This window comes from Salmonella sp. 2020_1459 (assembly GCF_043847915.1).
Classification (GTDB): Bacteria; Pseudomonadota; Gammaproteobacteria; order Enterobacterales; family Enterobacteriaceae; genus Salmonella; species Salmonella enterica.
On the sequence record NZ_JBCMFA010000001.1, the window covers coordinates 967205 to 985311 of the forward strand.

Here is an 18107-nt window from a genome sequence, read left to right on the forward strand (position 1 = left end):
CACTCTGCTGCTCACAATAAAAAAAACAATAAAACGATGTATAGAATTTTATATAGCGATAGCATCGCTATAAAGTCTGATATATATCGAAAAAGTAGAAAAATAGTGTTAAAAACTGACCTTCATTCGAAATCAGTATTACCCCTAATAGGGTAGGGATTATTGTCCGGTATCAAACTGGCATAAAAAAAGCGCCCGAAGGCGCTTTTTAGAAGAGGAGAAAGCGAGGATTAGCCGATATATTCCAGTCCGTTCATGTACGGACGTAATACTTCCGGCACTTCAATGCGGCCATCAGCCTGCTGATAGTTTTCCATCACGGCCACCAGGGTACGACCTACCGCCAGACCAGAACCATTCAGGGTATGGACCAGACGGGTCTTTTTGTCGGACTTGCTGCGACAGCGTGCCTGCATACGACGCGCCTGGAAGTCCCAGACGTTAGAGCAGGAAGAGATCTCGCGGTAGGTATTCTGCGCCGGAACCCAGACTTCGAGGTCATAGGTTTTGCAGGCGCCGAAACCCATATCGCCAGTGCACAGAATGATTTTACGGTACGGCAGTCCCAGTAGCTGGAGCACTTTTTCCGCGTGGCCGGTCATCTCTTCCAACGCAGCCATAGAATCTTCCGGGCGAACGATCTGCACCATCTCAACTTTGTCAAACTGATGCATACGAATCAGGCCACGGGTATCACGACCATAAGAGCCTGCTTCAGAACGGAAACAAGGCGTATGCGCCGTCATTTTAATCGGCAGCTGATCTTCGTCGATGATTTCATCGCGTACCAGATTGGTCAGCGGAACCTCCGCCGTCGGGATCAAAGCATAGTTGCTGCTGTCTGCTTCTTCTTCCAGCGGACGGGTATGGAACAAGTCGCCTGCGAATTTCGGCAGTTGACCGGTGCCATACAGCGTGTCGTGGTTAACCAGATACGGCACGTAGTTTTCGCTATAGCCGTGCTGTTCCGTATGCAGATCCAACATGAACTGCGACAATGCGCGATGCATACGCGCAATCTGTCCTTTCATCACCACAAAACGGGAGCCGGTCAGCTTAACCGCGGCGGCAAAGTCGAGGCCGGAGTGCATTTCCCCTAAGGTGACGTGATCGCGAATTTCAAAATCAAATTCACGCGGGGTACCCCAGCGGCTGACTTCAACGTTGTCGTTTTCATCTTTACCTACCGGCACTTCATCCGCAGGCAGGTTTGGGATGGTCAGCGCGATATCGCGGATCTCCGCCAGCAAGGTATCCAGCTCGGCTTTCGCCGCATCCAGCTCTTCGCCCAGTTTATTCACTTCCAGGCGTAAAGGCTCGATATCTTCCCCGCGCGCTTTCGCCTGGCCGATGGATTTCGATCGAGAATTACGCTCCGCCTGCAGGTTTTCCGTGTTGACCTGCAAAACTTTACGACGCTCTTCAAGAGCGCGCAGCTTATCTACATCCAGCTTAAAGCCCCGGCGTGCCAGTTTTTCAGCGACTGCGTCTGGCTCATTACGCAGCAGATTGGGATCGAGCATGCTTATCCTGTGCTTATCGAATAATAAAAGGAAACGCGATCAATTAATGATCGCCTCTGATTGTATTGATGAACGTAAACCGCGTTTACGTAATAGCGACGTTTTCGCCTTACCTGACCGACGACAGCAACAACGCATCCATTGCGCTATACCCGCGGACCTCATAAGCAACGTGCTATCAGGCATAACGAGATTCATCATCAACGCCATGATACCTGGAGCATCATATTTAGAGATAACCTTACCGCAACGTTTACACTAGCGGTAGCGTTTTGTGGGGCTATTTTGATCCTGTTCAGCCAGCCAGGCGAGCTTTTCGCCAATCTTGCCTTCCAGACCACGATTTGTCGGATGATAATAGCGCGTTTGCGCGATTTCCGGCGGGAAGTACACTTCACCCGCAGCATAGGCATTGGGCTCATCGTGGGCATAGCGGTACTCCTGGCCATAGCCCATCTCTTTCATCAGTTTGGTTGGCGCATTACGCAGATGGACAGGAACGTCATAATCAGGACGTTCGCGCGCATCGGCCAGCGCAGCCTTAAAGGCGGTATAGACGGCGTTGCTCTTCGGCGCGCAGGCGAGATAAACGATAGCCTGCGCGATCGCCCTCTCGCCTTCAGCCGGGCCAACGCGGGTAAAACAATCCCATGCGGCAATGGCGACCTGCATCGCGCGCGGATCGGCATTACCCACATCTTCCGAGGCAATCGCCAGGCAGCGACGCGCCACGTACAGCGGATCGCCTCCCGCGGTAATGATACGGGCATACCAATAGAGGGCGGCATCCGGCGCGCTGCCGCGCACTGATTTATGTAAGGCGGAAATAAGATCGTAGAAGCGATCGCCTTTGTTATCAAAACGCGCGCTGCGCTCGCCGGCGATCTCGGTCAACAAGGCGGGCAATAAAACGCGTTTGCCGCTGTCATCCGCCTCCGCCATATCAGCCATCATTTCCAGCGTATTTAAGGCGCGCCGCGCGTCGCCATTGACCAGCTCAGCAATCGCTCGCCGTGTCTCATCCGGTAACACGATATCCTGATCGCCGTAACCACGCGTTTTGTCCTGCATCGCCTGGTCCAGTACTTGCTCAATATCGTCAGTGGTCAACGATTTCAGCAGATAGACCCGCGCTCGCGACAATAACGCCGAGTTCAGCTCAAAAGAGGGATTTTCCGTGGTCGCGCCGATAAAGGTGATAGTGCCATCTTCGATATGCGGTAAAAAGGCGTCCTGCTGGCTTTTGTTAAAGCGATGCACTTCATCGACAAACAGGATGGTACGGCGACCGGCATTACGATTCTGGCGGGCGCGCTCGATAGCTTCGCGAATCTCTTTTACCCCAGAAGTGACGGCGGAAATACGCTCGACATCGGCGCTGGCGTAGCGGGCGATCACTTCAGCGAGCGTGGTTTTCCCCGTCCCTGGCGGCCCCCATAAAATCATGGAGTGCAGATGCCCGGCCTCAATAGCGCGAGGCAACGGCTTACCTGCGGCCAGCAAATGCTGCTGGCCGATATACTGCGCTAAATTTTCCGGCCGCATTCGCGCGGCCAGCGGTTGAAACGTATTATCAGAAAAATCGAGCGACAGATTGCTCACTCATCGCCTCTACTTACGTTGGTCGTCTATCGTTACCCCTTGCGGCGGAGTAAACGTAAATTTTGACGGATCAACAGCGCCGTTTTGCTGGGATTTTAGCTGATAGGCGCTACGCTGATCGTCTTGTTCTACGGCGCTAAACTGGTGGATAGTCCCGTCGCGTCCCACATTGATGGTGAACTGTTTCAGATTGCCGTTGCTGGCTTTCGGCGTCAGCACAAAATTATCGCCATCCTGCTTAATATTATACTGCTGCCAGTCGCTGGCCTGGTTGCGGGCAATCAGCATAAACGGTGTATTTCCGGTGGCATCTTTCAACCACGTGGCGGTAGCCTGTTCTACAAACGGGTTATAGAACCATAACGTTTTGCCGTCAGAAACCAGAATACTCTCGTCAGGTTGCGTCATATGCCAGTTGAATAGATTTGGCCGCTTAACCCATAAATCACCCTGTCCCTCCTGCACCGCGGCACCGCTGCCATCGGTGACTTTTTGAGTAAAGGTGGCATGAAAGCTGCTCACTTTATCCAGACGGCTTTTCAGAGAGCTGGCGGCGTCAGCCCATACGCTGCTGGCTACAACGCTTGAAAGTAATGCACAGGCGATTGCCATTTTTTTCATCATTATTCCTCAGGTTTCGACACTCCCGACCAGGAGCTCCTTTTGCTTTCTATTCCAGGCCAAAAATCAGCATGAGGAAAGAAGAAAATACTGAATTTTGTTGCCGGATGGCAGCCTGCACAGCGCCATCCGTCTTACAGGTTTACTCAAAAGGCGGCGGAGCCAGCACTTCACGATTACCGTTATGCCCCTGAGCGCTGACAATACCCTGCGCTTCCATCTGTTCGATAATACGCGCCGCACGGTTATAGCCGATGCGGAACTGACGCTGAACGCCGGAAATGGACGCTTTACGCTTCTGGGTGACGAAATTAACGGCCTGATCGAATAGCGCATCTAATTCTTCGCCGCCGTCAAAACCGCCACCGCCACCTTCGCTTTCGCTGTCGGAGGTAATGCCATCCACATATTGCGGACGACCGCGCGCTTTCCAGTCCTGCACCACCGCATGGACTTCCTGGTCACGCACAAACGCCCCATGGACACGTACGGGCATGGTGGAGTTTGGTCCGGAATAGAGCATGTCCCCCATTCCCAATAGCGACTCAGCGCCACCCTGATCAAGAATGGTGCGGGAGTCGATCTTGCTGGATACGGTAAAAGCGATACGGGTTGGAATGTTGGCTTTAATTAAACCAGTAATCACATCGACCGACGGACGCTGCGTCGCCAGTACCAGGTGAATCCCCGCAGCGCGCGCTTTCTGCGCCAGACGCGCGATCAGCTCTTCAACTTTTTTACCGACGGTCATCATCAGGTCGGCAAATTCATCAACCAGTACCACGATATACGGCAGTTTTTCCAGAACCGGATGCTGAACATCCATACTGTCGCCCGGCTTCCAGTACGGGTCCGGAATCGGACGCCCCATGCGGGCCGCTTCGGCGATTTTCTCGTTATACCCAGCCAGATTACGCACGCCGAGCGCGGACATCAGCTTATAGCGACGCTCCATCTCATTGACGCTCCAGCGTAACGCGTTAGCCGCGTCTTTCATGTCGGTAACAACTTCCGTCAGCAGATGCGGTATACCTTCATAGACCGAAAGTTCTAACATTTTCGGGTCGATCATGATAAAGCGAACGTCTTCCGGCTGCGCTTTATACAGCATACTGAGGATCATGGCGTTAACCCCGACCGACTTACCGGAACCGGTCGTACCGGCCACCAGCAGGTGAGGCATTTTCGCCAGATCCGCCACTACCGGATCGCCCGCGATATCCTTACCTAACACCACGGTAAGCGGCGACGGATTCTCGCGGAATTTGGCGTTATCCAACACTTCGCGCAGATAAACGGTTTGCCGTTTCTTGTTCGGCAATTCCAACCCTACGTAAGGTTTGCCTGGAATGACTTCCACAACGCGTACGGCTACCGTTGACAATGAGCGCGCCAGATCCCGGGAAAGGTTGGAGATACGCGCCGCTTTAACGCCCGGGGCCAGATTGAGTTCAAAGCGAGTAATGACCGGGCCTGGCGAATAGTTCACCACATCAGCTTTAATGCGGAAATCCGCCAGACGCGCTTCAACCAGACGCGCCATTTGTTCCAGCGCAAAGGTATCTACCGGTTCAACTTCGCTCGGCGGCGGCGTCAGAAGATCTAATGAAGGCAGCGGCGTCGTCGGACGCTGCAATGGACGACTGTCGCCGTTACGCATCAACAGCGGGTGGATCAGGCTGTCTTGCGGCGCTGTCGGCTGTTGCGGCTGCTGATACTGCGGCTGCGGCGCTACCGGCTGCTGCGGCTGCTGATACTGCGGCTGCGGCGCTACCGGCTGTTGCGGCTGCTGATACTGCGGCTGCGGCGCTACCGGCTGCTGCGGCTGCTGATACTGCGGCTGAGGCGCTACCGGCTGCTGCGGCTGCTGATACTGCGGTTGCGGCGCTACCGGCTGTTGCGGCTGCTGGTACTGTGGCTGAGGCGCTACCGGCTGTTGCGGCTGCTGATACTGTGGCTGCGACGCTACCGGCTGCTGCGGCTGCTGATACTGTGGCTGCGGCGCTACCGGCTGCTGCGGCTGCTGATACTGCGGCTGCGGCGCTACAGGTTGCTGAACAGGCGTTGACTCGGGCATGACACCCGGCGTGAACAGCGGTTCGTGCGGACCTTCATCAACCAATACTTTCATTGGCGAGAAATCCAGATCGTCCAGTGAGAACGGCTGCGCGCCAGCGGGTTGCTCGCCGGAATAGCGCTGCTGTTGCGAAGCGGCAAACTGGCGGGCTAATTCAGCTTCCGCAGCGGTATCGTCATCTTCTGCCTGTTGCGTATCATGCTGATACGTCTCACCATAACGATGCTGCTGCGACTGCGCAAACTGACGGGCTAACTCGTCCTGATGCATTGCATCTATTTCTTCATCGGTTAGCTGCGCGCCCGTCTCGTACTGATTGCGCTCCGCCTCGCGGGCTTTTTCTTCTGCAATCCTCTGTGACGGCAGCTTAATACCGTACGATGCCAGTTCCCGTCGGGTCGGCACGCGAACGCGGTTCGGACGCGGCAGTTGCGGACCAATCCCCTCTTTCACCTGCGGACGCGGCGCGCCGCCGGTAGCCAGACTAAATGCAGGCGCAGCGGCCGCGGCGCCTGCTGCCAGGGCGCCACTCTTAATACCTGCGTCAAGCGACGCGGCGGCGGCTACCGCTTCCACTGGCGGTATGGACGGCGCGACAGATACCGTAGGTTTGACCGGCACGTTCTCTTTTACCGGCTCCGGAATCGGTTGATACCATGCCGCCAGTTGTTCGCGCTCACGGGCGCGTTTCTCTTCCACCTCTTCAAAATAGTAAAGCGGAGGACGGGCGGGTCTGGTCTCTTCTGTGTCAGGTTCAGGCTCGGTGGCAACCGGCTGTTCGATAACCGGCGGCGGCATGTGGGAAGGTTCAGCCGCTATCGGCTCCGGCTGATAAACCGGCTCCGGCTGATGGGTCGGCTCCGGCTGCCAGTGTTGTTCGGCATCCGGCGCCTGCCATTGCGGCTGTGTTTCCTGCGGCGCAAGAGAGTCATATTCTGCTGCGGTCGCTGGCGTCGCGGCGTATTGCGGCGCGGAAGCGACAGGCACAGGTTGCTGCCACGGCGCACTTTGCGCCTCCTGCGGTTGAGCATATTGCGGATGCGGCTGATACCCCTCCGGCGCAGGCGCCATAACCGGTTCGCCGGTTTGCGGCCCCGGTACGGGCTGCCACTCCACGGTCGGTTGCGCGACAACCGGCTCAGCCCCAGGCATGGGCGGCGTTTGCATTATGGGATCGGCGGACGCTGCCCACGTCTGGGTGACGGCAGTTGCAGCCGCAGCGGCGGCGACCGGTTCGGTGACAGAATGGCCGTTTAACAGCGGATCATATTCATCATATTCCGGCTGCGTCGCACGGTTGCCCGAAAACAGAACGTCGTCGGGATCGGCAGCGACGCCGCGCGCGCTATACTGAATGTCCTCGTCATCATCCATCCGTTTGCCGGAAAAGAGCGCGGCATCGGTCTGACGGCCCCGTGGATTGCTGAATTTTTCAGCCAGTCGCTTACGACGCGCCAACGCGCCGCGCAAAATACGCGCCCGGCGAGATTCACGCTGCACGCCGTCGGTTTCTTCATCGTATTCGTCATCATACTCTTCGTCGTCAACCCACGTATCATCACGCCGGGTACGGTTGCTGGCGAAGGTCAGTATATTAAGCAGCCAGCCGCCTAATTTTTCGGCGATACTGACCCAGGACCAGCCGGTAAAGAGCGTCAGCCCGGCAGCCCAAATACAGAGAAGCATTATCGTTCCGCCGCTACTATGCAACAACGGCTGCAGCGTGGTGCTTAACAGGCTGCCAATTACGCCGCCAGAGGCGAAATACCAGATATCGTCAGCATTAATGGCCGCCAGACCGCAGGAAGTGAGAATCAGCGCCAGCACGCCGATAAGGCGTAGCGACACAGCAAAATAGTCGATGTAATCATCCGTAGACTGATGACGCCACGCAAACCAACACCCGCCGACAATAATGACAGGGATGGTGTAGGCCATTACGCCAAAAATAAAGAACAGTGTATCGGCCAGCCACGCGCCCGGCGCGCCGCCTAAATTATGGATGGGTTCATGCCAGGCGGTTTGCGACCAACTGGGGTCCGAAGGGTTAAAGCTCAACAAGGCCGCCATCAACCAGACGGCAAAAAGGGCAATAAGTATCAACAACGCTTCCAGAAGTCGGCGCCCGCTGCTTAACTTCGTCAATGTGACGTCTTTGTCTTCAGTATATTCCTGGCTCAAAAAAGGCTCTCCAGGTTCCAGGCTTTTCCCGCCCGATGCTAAAACGGACAACAGCACCGGGTTGCCCCGGCACTGTTGCTGTATGGATTAACAGGAGTGTAATCAAACTACAGCGATTTTGCACCTGTTCCGTGTTAGCGTGTCTTAATAACCAGACGATTACTCTGTTTTACCTCTTCCATCACTACGTAAGTTCGGGTGTCGTTCACACCTGGCAAGCGCAGCAACGTCTCTCCCAATAGTTTTCGATACGCTGACATATCCGGTACACGGGTTTTCAACAGGTAGTCGAAATCGCCGGAAACCAAATGACACTCCTGAATCTCTTCAAGCTTTTGCACGGCGGCATTAAACTGTTCAAACACATCCGGCGCGCCGCGATTTAAGGTAATCTCAACGAATACCAGAAGTGACGCATCCAGATAATGCGGGTTCAACAGCGCCGTATAGCCCTGGATAAACCCCTGTCGCTCCAGCCGACGCACACGCTCAAGGCAAGGTGTCGGCGAAAGTCCTACTCGTTTAGAAAGCTCGACGTTGGAAATACGCCCATCCTTTTGCAGTTCATTAAGAATGTTACGATCGATACGGTCGAGATCTTTGCCAGGGCGCTTCTTGCTATCTACCATTATTATTGTCTCTCTGTATTCCTTCCCTACTCCTGCCTGACTCTACTCACATCACTGTTCAGAGTCGCTGCCCATCACAATAGACCGAAACCCAGAGGGATTAACGGCGCGCAATGCCTGGTCTATGGTGAGAAGACCGTTGCCTCGCGGCAGCTATCGACATCACGAATGGCGTCTGTCCACGCCATGCGTAGATTTCACTAGCCCGGTAAACATGGTATTTACATGCATGATTATGCAGCACATACATAACACAGTTTTTTTCTTCCTCGAATGTTTTCGCAAAACAGCAGGTGATTGTCAAAGCAAAACATCGATTTTTAGTACAACATGCCAGTTATTCATTAGAGAGGGCGGTAAACTGTCATTTCGTCACCTTATAAGTTACCGATTTTAATTAAAGTTTGTGATGATAACGCCGCTGTCGCGGTCGTTCATCGGTTCATGCTATTACACATATTGTTAACAAAATCGTTATGCTCTTTTTTTACGTCTGTAAATTCCCTACAATTCTGCTCATTGTCTGCCAACAACTATGGGGATCTCATGGGCACGACCAAACACAGTAAGCTGCTTATTCTGGGCTCAGGACCGGCGGGATATACCGCGGCGGTATATGCCGCACGCGCAAATTTACAGCCGGTACTTATTACCGGTATGGAAAAAGGCGGTCAACTGACTACCACGACGGAAGTGGAAAACTGGCCCGGCGATCCAAACGATTTGACCGGCCCGCTGCTGATGGAACGCATGCATGAACATGCGGCAAAATTTGAAACCGAGATAATTTTTGATCACATCAACAACGTGGATCTGCAAAATCGTCCGTTCCGTCTGACAGGTGACAGCGCAGAGTACACTTGTGATGCGTTGATCATTGCGACCGGCGCTTCCGCGCGCTATCTGGGGCTGCCATCGGAAGAAGCCTTTAAAGGGCGCGGCGTTTCCGCCTGCGCAACCTGCGACGGTTTCTTCTACCGCAATCAGAAAGTGGCGGTGATCGGCGGCGGCAACACCGCGGTTGAAGAAGCGCTTTATCTGTCCAACATCGCTTCGGAAGTGCACCTTATCCATCGCCGTGACGGTTTCCGCGCTGAAAAAATCCTCATTAAGCGCCTGATGGATAAAGTCGAAAATGGCAATATCATTCTGCACACCAACCGGACGCTGGAAGAAGTGACAGGCGATCAGATGGGCGTCACCGGTCTGCGTCTTCGCGACACGCAGCAGAGCGATAATATCGAGACGCTGGACATCGCCGGACTTTTCGTAGCCATCGGTCATAGCCCAAACACGGCGCTCTTCGAAGGCCAGCTTGAGCTGGAAAATGGTTATATCAAAGTTCAGTCCGGCACCCATGGCAACGCCACACAAACCAGCATCCCTGGCGTATTCGCGGCGGGTGACGTTATGGATCATATTTACCGTCAGGCGATCACCTCTGCAGGTACGGGCTGTATGGCGGCGCTGGATGCTGAACGCTATCTCGATGGTCTGGCCGACGCGAGCAAATAGTTTTTACAAATCAGTAACAAAAGTAAAAAAGGCGACTATAAGTCGCCTTTATTTTTGCGTCGTTGTAACATTGCCCTGCCTGAAATTCCAATAACTCACCTGCTAAGCGTGCAATGAATAAAACCCGTCAAAAAGAGCTGACCCGCTGGTTAAAACAGCAAAGCGTAATCTCCCAACGGTGGTTGAATATTTCCCGCCTGTTGGGGTTCATGAGTGGCGTATTAATTGTCGCTCAGGCCTGGATCATGGCGCGTATCCTGCAACATATGATCATGGAGAACATTCCACGGGAAGCGCTGTTGCTCCCTTTTATCCTGCTGATACTGGTCTTTGTCCTCCGCGCCTGGGTGGTGTGGTTGCGCGAGCGCGTCGGTTTTCATGCCGGACAACATATTCGCTTTGAGATCCGCCGTCAGGTGTTGGATCGTCTGCAGCAAGCCGGCCCAGCCTGGATTCAGGGCAAGCCCGCCGGTAGCTGGGCGACGCTGGTATTGGAACAGATTGACGATATGCATGACTATTATGCGCGCTATCTGCCGCAAATGGCGCTTGCCGTTTGCGTACCGCTCTTAATCGTGGCGGCGATTTTCCCGTCAAATTGGGCGGCGGCGCTGATTCTGCTGGGCACCGCCCCGCTCATTCCCCTATTTATGGCAATGGTGGGGATGGGCGCGGCTGACGCCAACCGCCGCAATTTCCTGGCGCTTGCCCGGCTAAGCGGCCATTTTCTTGACCGTCTGCGCGGGATGGAAACGCTGCGAATTTTCGGTCGTGGAGAAGCGGAAACCGAAAGCATTCGCGCAGCATCGCAGGATTTTCGTCAGCGCACGATGGAAGTACTGCGCCTCGCCTTTTTATCTTCCGGCGTGCTGGAATTTTTCACCTCGCTTTCTATTGCGCTGGTCGCCGTTTATTTTGGCTTCTCTTACCTGGGCGAACTGAACTTTGGTCATTACGGTACCGGCGTGACGCTCGCCGCCGGGTTCCTCGCCTTGATCCTCGCGCCGGAGTTTTTCCAGCCGTTACGCGACCTCGGCACGTTTTACCATGCTAAGGCGCAGGCGGTTGGCGCGGCGGATAGTCTGAAGACGTTTCTGGAAACACCCCTCGCCCACCCGGCGCGCGGCGAAGTTGAGCTGGCGGAAAACGAACCTGTAACCATTGACGCAGTCAATCTTATTATCACCTCGCCAGAAGGCAAAACGCTTGCCGGGCCGCTGAATTTCTCATTAGCGGCAGGAGAACGCGCCGTCCTGGTAGGACGCAGCGGTTCCGGTAAAAGCTCTCTGTTGAATGTATTATCCGGTTTTCTCTCCTATCAGGGATCTTTGCGTATTAACGGTGTCGAGCTTCGCGATCTCTCGCCGGAATCCTGGCGCCAGCATCTCTCCTGGGTTGGGCAAAACCCGCAATTACCTGCAGCGACGCTACGCGAAAATGTATTACTGGCGCGCCCGGACGCCAGCGAGCAGGAACTTTATGCCGCGCTTGACGCCGCATGGGTAAGCGAGTTTTTACCGCTGCTGCCGCAGGGAGTAGACACCCCGCTCGGCAATCATGCCAGCAGACTTTCCGTCGGCCAGGCACAGCGTGTAGCGGTCGCCCGTGCGCTACTTAATCCCTGTCAACTGCTACTGCTGGATGAACCGGCGGCAAGCCTGGACGCTCACAGCGAGCAACGCGTCATGCAGGCGTTAAAAGCGGCGTCAAAACGCCAGACCACATTAATGGTGACGCATCAGTTGGAAGATCTCGCCGACTGGGACGCTATCTGGGTTATGCAAGATGGCGCGATTGTCGAACAAGGCAGTTATGCTGAACTCAGCGCCGCCAACGGCGCTTTTGCGACGTTATTGGCTCACCGTCAGGAGGATATTTAAATGCGCGCGCTACTCCCTTATCTGACGCTTTATAAACGCCATAAATGGATGCTAACGCTGGGAATTGCGCTGGCAATCCTGACACTGCTTGCCAGTATCGGGCTGCTGACGCTTTCCGGCTGGTTCCTGTCCGCGTCCGCTATCGCAGGCTTCGCGGGAATTTACAGTTTTAACTATATGCTCCCGGCAGCCGGCGTGCGCGGCGCGGCCATTACCCGTACCGCTGGTCGTTATTTTGAACGTCTGGTAAGTCATGACGCCACGTTCCGCGTACTGCAACATCTGCGTATTTATACCTTTAGCAAACTTCTACCACTCTCCCCCGCGGGTCTGGCGCGTTATCAGCAAGGTGAACTGCTGAACCGCATCGTTGCCGACGTCGACACGCTGGACCATCTCTATTTGCGCGTCATCTCCCCGCTGGTCGGCGCTTTTGTAGTGATTATGATTGTCACCCTGGGGCTTAGCGTTCTCGACGTGACGCTGGCGATCACGCTGGGCGGCATTATGCTGTTGACGCTGTTTATTATGCCGCCGGTGTTTTATCGCGCCGGCAAAAATACCGGCCAAAATCTGACGCATCTACGAGGTCAGTATCGCCAGCAGCTCACGTCATGGTTACAGGGCCAGGCGGAACTCACCATTTTTGGCGCCAGCAAACGCTATCGGGCGCAAATGGAAGCCACCGAATTACAATGGCATGAGGCCCAACGCCGACAGTCTGAACTCACCGCCTTATCGCAGGCGTTAATGCTGCTGATTGGTGCGCTGGCGGTGATGTTAATGTTGTGGATGGCCTCCGGCGGCGTTGGCGGCAATACGCAGCCCGGCGCGCTCATCGCGCTGTTTGTCTTCTGCGCGCTGGCGGCTTTCGAGGCGCTTGCGCCCGTTACCGGCGCATTCCAGCATCTGGGGCAGGTTATCGCCTCTGCGCTTCGTATCACTGAATTAACGGAGCAAAAACCGGAGGTGACCTTTCCGCAGACAGAATCTCTCGCGCCGGAAAAGGTCACACTCACCCTGCGGGACGTTTCGTTTCGTTATCCCGACCAGCCGATTAATGCGCTCAATGCCCTCTCATTACAGGCTAATCCTGGCGAGCATGTCGCTATTCTGGGGCGTACCGGCTGCGGAAAATCAACGCTGTTGCAGCTACTCACCCGCGCCTGGGACCCGCAACAAGGCGAAATTCTGCTCAACGATCTTCCGCTATCCTCGCTGAGCGAATCCGCCTTACGCCGGACTATCAGCGTGGTGCCGCAGCGTGTCCACCTGTTCAGCGCCACGCTGCGTGATAATTTATTACTGGCGGCGCCCAATGCCAGCGACGAAGCCCTTTCCGACATGCTGCGTCGCGTCGGCCTCGAAAATCTGCTCGAAGATAGTGGGCTTAATAGCTGGCTCGGCGAAGGCGGTCGCCTGCTATCCGGCGGCGAACTTCGTCGTCTGGCCATCGCCCGCGCGCTGTTGCATGATGCTCCGTTAATGCTGTTGGATGAGCCCACTGAGGGGCTGGATGCGACCACCGAGAGCGAAATGCTGGAATTACTTGCCGATGTGATGCGCGAGAAAACCGTCCTGATGGTGACTCACCGTTTGCGCGGCCTGGCCCGTTTTGATCAAATCATCGTAATGGACGACGGGCGCATCATTGAGCGAGGCACTCATGCAGAATTGTTAGCCGGACAAGGGCGCTATTATCAGTTTAAACAACGTCTGTAAGCTATTATTGAACGATCCGACTTGCGTACTGGAGTTTCGCCGTCATGCGTCTGGTTCAGCTTTCCCGACATTCTATCGCCTTCCCTTCGCCGGAAGGCGCTTTACGCGAGCCTAACGGTTTACTGGCGCTGGGCGGCGATCTCAGCCCTGCCCGGTTGTTAATGGCCTACCAGCACGGGATTTTCCCGTGGTTTTCGCCGGGCGACCCGATTCTGTGGTGGTCGCCCGATCCGCGCGCCGTGCTGTGGCCTGAAAAGTTTCACCTCAGTCGCAGCATGAAGCGCTTTCACAACGCATCCCCTTACCGCGTGACGCTCAATTACGCTTTCGACCGGGTCATTGATGGATGCGCCAATCACCGTGACGAAGGCACCTGGATAACGCGTGGTATTGAGGAAGCCTATCGCCGATTACATGAATTGGGCCACGCGCACTCCATTGAAGTGTGGCGCGATCGGGAACTGGTCGGCGGGATGTATGGCGTCTCGCAGGGGGCGCTATTTTGCGGCGAATCGATGTTTAGCCGCCAGGAGAATGCCTCTAAAACCGCACTGCTGGTTTTTTGCGCTGAATTTATCCGTCACGGCGGTAAACTTATTGATTGTCAGGTACTTAATAGTCATACCGCCTCGCTCGGCGCCATTGAAATTCCACGTCGTGACTATCTCGATCACCTCGCAGCCTTACGCCAACAGCCGCTGGCCTCCCGTTTTTGGGTGCCGCGGACATTATTTTTGCCCCGGAAGTGAATGTTTTCGGCACATTTTTTATTGGGGTGTTATAATTGCTGCCGCAGAATTGGTTTAGCTCATTATCCCGCAGCCCGTTGTCAGGTAACGCCCATCGTTTATTTCACCGTTCCCTTATATGTTGCGCTTATGTCGATTCATCAGGCGGTAGTATCAGGGAAAAGGTGTATAACGCGGCGTTGTCGTGTGTCGCGGAATCATGTGCTAAACCTGGTTTGCTGTGTTTTAAACGCACAAATCTTTACTTATCAAAAGAAGTTCGGCATTATCTTGCCGGTTCAAATTATGGTAGTGATACCCCAGAGGATTAGATGGCCAAAGAAGACAATATTGAAATGCAAGGTACCGTTCTCGAAACGTTACCTAATACCATGTTCCGCGTAGAGTTAGAAAACGGTCACGTGGTTACTGCACACATCTCCGGTAAAATGCGTAAGAACTACATCCGCATCCTGACGGGCGACAAAGTGACCGTTGAGCTGACCCCGTACGACCTGAGCAAAGGCCGCATTGTCTTCCGTAGTCGCTAATTGTCTCCTCACGCCCTGAAGGGCGGCTGGATAAAAGGTCGGTTTAACCGGCCTTTTTTGCGTCCATTAAGTTGATGAATGACGAGCAGGTTACTCTTCCACCATGCGCGCATACTCTTCCGTCAAAAAATCGACCAACGCACGTACGGAAGGTAATAATCCTCGCCGGGATGGGAACACAGCATGAATAACCTCCCGCCGGGGCTCCCACTCTTCCAGCACCGCGACCAGTTCACCGGCGGCCAGTTGTTCTTTCACCATTAAGACAGGTAGCTGCACAAGCCCCACGCCCGCCATCGCCGCCTCGCGTAGCGCCAACATGTCGGTGGTAATCATACGCGGGGTAAAATGGACTTCCGCACGCGCGCCCTGCGGGCCGTAAAGTTCCCAGCGGTGGATATGCTTGCCGGATGCAAGACTTAGCCCTGGCCAATGGCTCAACTCCGCCGGCGCGGAAGGGATTCCCATCCGTGCGATGAGATCCGGGCTGGCAAACAGGCGATGCCCTCTGTCAGCCAGGACGCGCATCACCAGGTCGCTATCTTCAAACGGGCGCGGCCTGACGCGAATCGCCACATCCACCCCCTCCCCTACGACGTCCACCCGACGATTGGTCGCTTCAAGCTGTAGCGAAACATCAGGATAACGCGCCATAAATTTCGCCAGCATTGGGCCGATGTGTACATGCAGCAGCGTCACCGGGCAGGTCAGCTTCACGATACCGCGAGGCTCTACCTGCAATGCGGCAATGGCATCCTGCGCCGCCTGAGCTTCCACCAGCATCGCTTTACAGTGCTCATAGAATGTTTGTCCCACTTCGGTAACGTTAAACTGCCGGGTGGTTCGCTGAATCAATCGCACGCCCAGCCGTTCCTCCAGTTGCGCAATACGCCGGCTCAGTTTTGATTTTGGTTCATCAAGCGCACGCCCCGCCGCGGCAAACCCACCCTCTTCGACCACATGCACAAACCACGCAAAATCATTGAGATCCGTTTTTATCATTACATTGTCCTATTAATGGAACGGTATGAGCCATTTTAGCCACTACCGAAGCTTTTGTCATGAATATAAGCTTATTCACATCAAGACAACGCCACTGAGGAGAACACCATGAAACAGATTACAGGCGTCTATACCGCACCTCGCCCGCACTGGGTTGGCGATGGATTTCCGGTTCGTTCACTCTTTTCTTATCAGTCACATGCGCAGCAGTTGAGTCCCTTCCTGCTGCTGGATTATGCCGGGCCGCACACATTTACGCCGGGTAATGAAAAACGCGGCGTTGGGGAGCATCCACACCGCGGTTTCGAGACCGTGACGATTGTTTATAGTGGCGAAGTCGAGCATCGGGACTCTACCGGTCGCGGCGGCGTTATCGGCCCGGGCGACGTTCAGTGGATGACCGCAGGCGCAGGCATTTTGCATGAAGAGTTCCACTCCGACGCGTTTACCCGTCGGGGCGGCGAACTGGAAATGGTGCAGTTGTGGGTTAACCTTCCCATGAAGGACAAAATGACCACCCCGGGTTATCAAAGCATTACCCACGATGTTATCCCGACCGTTACGTTGCCGGATGACGCCGGAGTCGTGCGGGTCATCGCAGGGCGTTATGAAGAGACAAAAGGCCCGGCGCACACTTTCTCGCCGCTCAATGTCTGGGATATGCGCCTGCAACGCAATCGCCAGCTTACATTGGCACAGCCGGAAGGATGGAGCACCGCGCTGGTGGTACTGAAAGGCAATATCACGGTGAACGGCACGACGCCGGTCAACGAAGCGCAACTGGTGGTATTGAGCCAGCAAGGGAAAACGCTGCACCTTGAGGCCAGCAGCGACGCCAGCGTATTGCTGTTATCAGGCGAGCCACTGAATGAACCGATTGTGGGTTACGGCCCATTTGTTATGAACACGAAACAAGAGATCGCAGAAGCAGTCCGCGATTTCAACTCCGGCCGTTTTGGCCAAATCTGAAAACATGAAGGAGAACACGATGTCAAGTCCTGCTAATTTTAATGGTTTGCGCCCGGTAATTGATGTTAACGATTCCGTGATGCTTTTAATCGATCATCAAAGCGGTCTTTTCCAGACCGTAGGCGATATGCCAATGCCGGAATTACGCGCTCGCGCCGCGGCGTTGGCGAAGATGGCGACGTTAGCGAAAATGCCGGTCATTACCACGGCATCCGTACCGCAAGGTCCGAACGGCCCGCTGATCCCGGAGATCCACGCTAATGCGCCACATGCGCAGTACATTGCGCGCAAAGGTGAAATTAACGCCTGGGATAACGAAGATTTCGTTAAGGCGGTAAAAGCGACGGGTCGTAAGACGCTGATCATTGCCGGGACGATTACCAGCGTGTGTATGGCATTCCCGGCCATTAGCGCGGTAGCGGAAGGTTATAAGGTATTTGCCGTGATCGACGCATCCGGTACCTACAGTAAGATGGCGCAGGAGATCACCCTGGCGCGTATCGTACAGGCTGGCGTCGTACCGATGGATACTGCCGCAGTCGCCTCTGAGCTGCAAGGCACCTGGAACCGTGAAAACGCCGCCGCGTGGGCCGACGTTTATACTCAGGTATTCCCGGCCTATCAACTGCTGATAGAAAGCTACAGCAAAGCGCAGGATGTGGTGAAAAACAACGAAATGTTGGATTCACAGCGCTAATTTGCCTCCCCGCGCCAGTTTGGGCGGGGATTATGTCTATTGCATGAGCAAACGACAGTGAATATGTAAATTCTGCTTGACCGTTTTAGCGCAACTCCCTATAGTAGCGCCCCGTTGCCCCCCAAGCGGTCAGGCAGCAATACAATATGGTGAGGTGTCCGAGTGGCTGAAGGAGCACGCCTGGAAAGTGTGTATACGGCAACGTATCGGGGGTTCGAATCCCCCCCTCACCGCCATATTTAAGAAAGAGCTCGTACGAAAGTACGGGCTTTTTTTTCACATATGACCCGTCCTGAATAGCGTTGACACGTTCCAGACTTAAATCCGGAGAACGTGATGATGACTGAGTTCAAACGCACCCAACGCGATTATCCTCTATCCTTTAAAATAGCCGTCGTTGAGCAGGTCGA

14 protein-coding genes and 1 tRNA gene are annotated in these 18107 nt (G+C 54.8%); 9 read left to right on the forward strand and 6 right to left on the reverse strand.

Annotation, left to right across the window (positions count from 1 at the left end; genetic code table 11):
• Positions 1–230: 230 nt before the first annotated feature.
• From serS to lrp, 5 genes are all read right to left on the reverse strand, one after another.
• The gene (serS, locus tag ACH0VJ_RS04940) at positions 231–1523 is read right to left on the reverse strand and encodes a serine--tRNA ligase (protein ID WP_000886697.1); all 1293 of its coding nucleotides are present in this window, start codon (positions 1521–1523) and stop codon (positions 231–233) included.
• A 258-nt stretch (positions 1524–1781) separates the two neighbouring features.
• The gene (gene rarA / locus ACH0VJ_RS04945) at positions 1782–3125 is read right to left on the reverse strand and encodes a replication-associated recombination protein RarA (RefSeq protein ID WP_000067785.1); all 1344 of its coding nucleotides are present in this window, start codon (positions 3123–3125) and stop codon (positions 1782–1784) included.
• 9 nt (positions 3126–3134) lie between these two features.
• Entirely contained in the window at positions 3135–3746 is a 612-nt protein-coding gene (gene lolA / locus ACH0VJ_RS04950) for an outer membrane lipoprotein chaperone LolA (protein ID WP_001519746.1), read from the reverse strand.
• Between the two features lie 142 nt (positions 3747–3888).
• On the reverse strand, positions 3889–8004 hold the full coding sequence (gene ftsK / locus ACH0VJ_RS04955; protein ID WP_001537429.1) for a DNA translocase FtsK: 4116 nt from the start codon (positions 8002–8004) through the stop codon (positions 3889–3891).
• Positions 8005–8138: 134 nt separating this feature from the next.
• On the reverse strand, positions 8139–8633 hold the full coding sequence (lrp, locus tag ACH0VJ_RS04960; protein WP_000228469.1) for a leucine-responsive transcriptional regulator Lrp: 495 nt from the start codon (positions 8631–8633) through the stop codon (positions 8139–8141).
• A gap of 546 nt (positions 8634–9179) precedes the next feature.
• On the opposite strand from lrp, the gene trxB reads away from it, so the two are divergent.
• From trxB to infA, 6 genes are all read left to right on the forward strand, one after another.
• On the forward strand, positions 9180–10148 hold the full coding sequence (gene trxB / locus ACH0VJ_RS04965; protein ID WP_000537407.1) for a thioredoxin-disulfide reductase: 969 nt from the start codon (positions 9180–9182) through the stop codon (positions 10146–10148).
• Positions 10149–10261: 113 nt separating this feature from the next.
• Positions 10262–12028 (forward strand): cysteine/glutathione ABC transporter permease/ATP-binding protein CydD, encoded by a 1767-nt coding sequence (cydD, locus tag ACH0VJ_RS04970; RefSeq protein WP_001044541.1) that lies wholly within the window; start codon positions 10262–10264, stop codon positions 12026–12028.
• On the forward strand, positions 12029–13750 hold the full coding sequence (gene cydC / locus ACH0VJ_RS04975) for a cysteine/glutathione ABC transporter ATP-binding protein/permease CydC (protein ID WP_001202263.1): 1722 nt from the start codon (positions 12029–12031) through the stop codon (positions 13748–13750).
• Positions 13751–13794: 44 nt separating this feature from the next.
• Complete coding sequence (gene aat, locus ACH0VJ_RS04980) at positions 13795–14499, forward strand: leucyl/phenylalanyl-tRNA--protein transferase (protein WP_001241649.1); 705 nt, start codon at positions 13795–13797, stop codon at positions 14497–14499.
• The gene (locus ACH0VJ_RS04985) at positions 14500–14883 is read left to right on the forward strand and encodes a membrane protein (RefSeq protein WP_001539595.1); all 384 of its coding nucleotides are present in this window, start codon (positions 14500–14502) and stop codon (positions 14881–14883) included. It begins immediately after the preceding gene.
• Positions 14811–15029, forward strand: coding sequence for a translation initiation factor IF-1 (infA, locus tag ACH0VJ_RS04990; protein WP_001040187.1), 219 nt, complete (start codon positions 14811–14813; stop codon positions 15027–15029). The genes ACH0VJ_RS04985 and infA overlap by 73 nt, the downstream gene beginning before the upstream one ends.
• A 90-nt stretch (positions 15030–15119) precedes the next feature.
• Here the strand turns inward: infA and ACH0VJ_RS04995 are convergent, their stop codons facing one another.
• Positions 15120–16031 (reverse strand): LysR family transcriptional regulator, encoded by a 912-nt coding sequence (locus ACH0VJ_RS04995; protein ID WP_000597928.1) that lies wholly within the window; start codon positions 16029–16031, stop codon positions 15120–15122.
• 108 nt (positions 16032–16139) lie between these two features.
• On the opposite strand from ACH0VJ_RS04995, the gene ACH0VJ_RS05000 reads away from it, so the two are divergent.
• The 3 genes from ACH0VJ_RS05000 to ACH0VJ_RS05010 all read left to right on the forward strand — a co-directional run bounded on the left by ACH0VJ_RS05000 (position 16140) and on the right by ACH0VJ_RS05010 (position 17933).
• Complete coding sequence (locus tag ACH0VJ_RS05000) at positions 16140–17000, forward strand: pirin family protein (protein WP_000809969.1); 861 nt, start codon at positions 16140–16142, stop codon at positions 16998–17000.
• A gap of 19 nt (positions 17001–17019) precedes the next feature.
• A complete protein-coding gene (locus ACH0VJ_RS05005) occupies positions 17020–17697 on the forward strand; it encodes a hydrolase (RefSeq protein WP_000097894.1) in 678 nt (225 codons plus the stop codon).
• A 148-nt stretch (positions 17698–17845) separates the two neighbouring features.
• Positions 17846–17933, forward strand: a tRNA-Ser gene (locus ACH0VJ_RS05010).
• Positions 17934–18107: the final 174 nt, after the last annotated feature.

What these genes read in the sequence shown, in the direction of transcription:
- lrp (WP_000228469.1), bottom strand. Translation starts at nt 8,633, where the DNA reads ATGGTAGATAGCAAGAAGCGCCCTGGCAAAGATCTCGACCGTATCGAT.
- aat (WP_001241649.1), top strand. Translation starts at nt 13,795, where the DNA reads ATGCGTCTGGTTCAGCTTTCCCGACATTCTATCGCCTTCCCTTCGCCG.
- cydD (WP_001044541.1), top strand. Translation starts at nt 10,262, where the DNA reads ATGAATAAAACCCGTCAAAAAGAGCTGACCCGCTGGTTAAAACAGCAA.
- trxB (WP_000537407.1), top strand. Translation starts at nt 9,180, where the DNA reads ATGGGCACGACCAAACACAGTAAGCTGCTTATTCTGGGCTCAGGACCG.
- infA (WP_001040187.1), top strand. Translation starts at nt 14,811, where the DNA reads ATGGCCAAAGAAGACAATATTGAAATGCAAGGTACCGTTCTCGAAACG.
- ACH0VJ_RS05005 (WP_000097894.1), top strand. Translation starts at nt 17,020, where the DNA reads ATGTCAAGTCCTGCTAATTTTAATGGTTTGCGCCCGGTAATTGATGTT.
- lolA (WP_001519746.1), bottom strand. Translation starts at nt 3,746, where the DNA reads ATGAAAAAAATGGCAATCGCCTGTGCATTACTTTCAAGCGTTGTAGCC.
- cydC (WP_001202263.1), top strand. Translation starts at nt 12,029, where the DNA reads ATGCGCGCGCTACTCCCTTATCTGACGCTTTATAAACGCCATAAATGG.
- ACH0VJ_RS04995 (WP_000597928.1), bottom strand. Translation starts at nt 16,031, where the DNA reads ATGATAAAAACGGATCTCAATGATTTTGCGTGGTTTGTGCATGTGGTC.
- ACH0VJ_RS04985 (WP_001539595.1), top strand. Translation starts at nt 14,500, where the DNA reads ATGTTTTCGGCACATTTTTTATTGGGGTGTTATAATTGCTGCCGCAGA.
- ACH0VJ_RS05000 (WP_000809969.1), top strand. Translation starts at nt 16,140, where the DNA reads ATGAAACAGATTACAGGCGTCTATACCGCACCTCGCCCGCACTGGGTT.
- serS (WP_000886697.1), bottom strand. Translation starts at nt 1,523, where the DNA reads ATGCTCGATCCCAATCTGCTGCGTAATGAGCCAGACGCAGTCGCTGAA.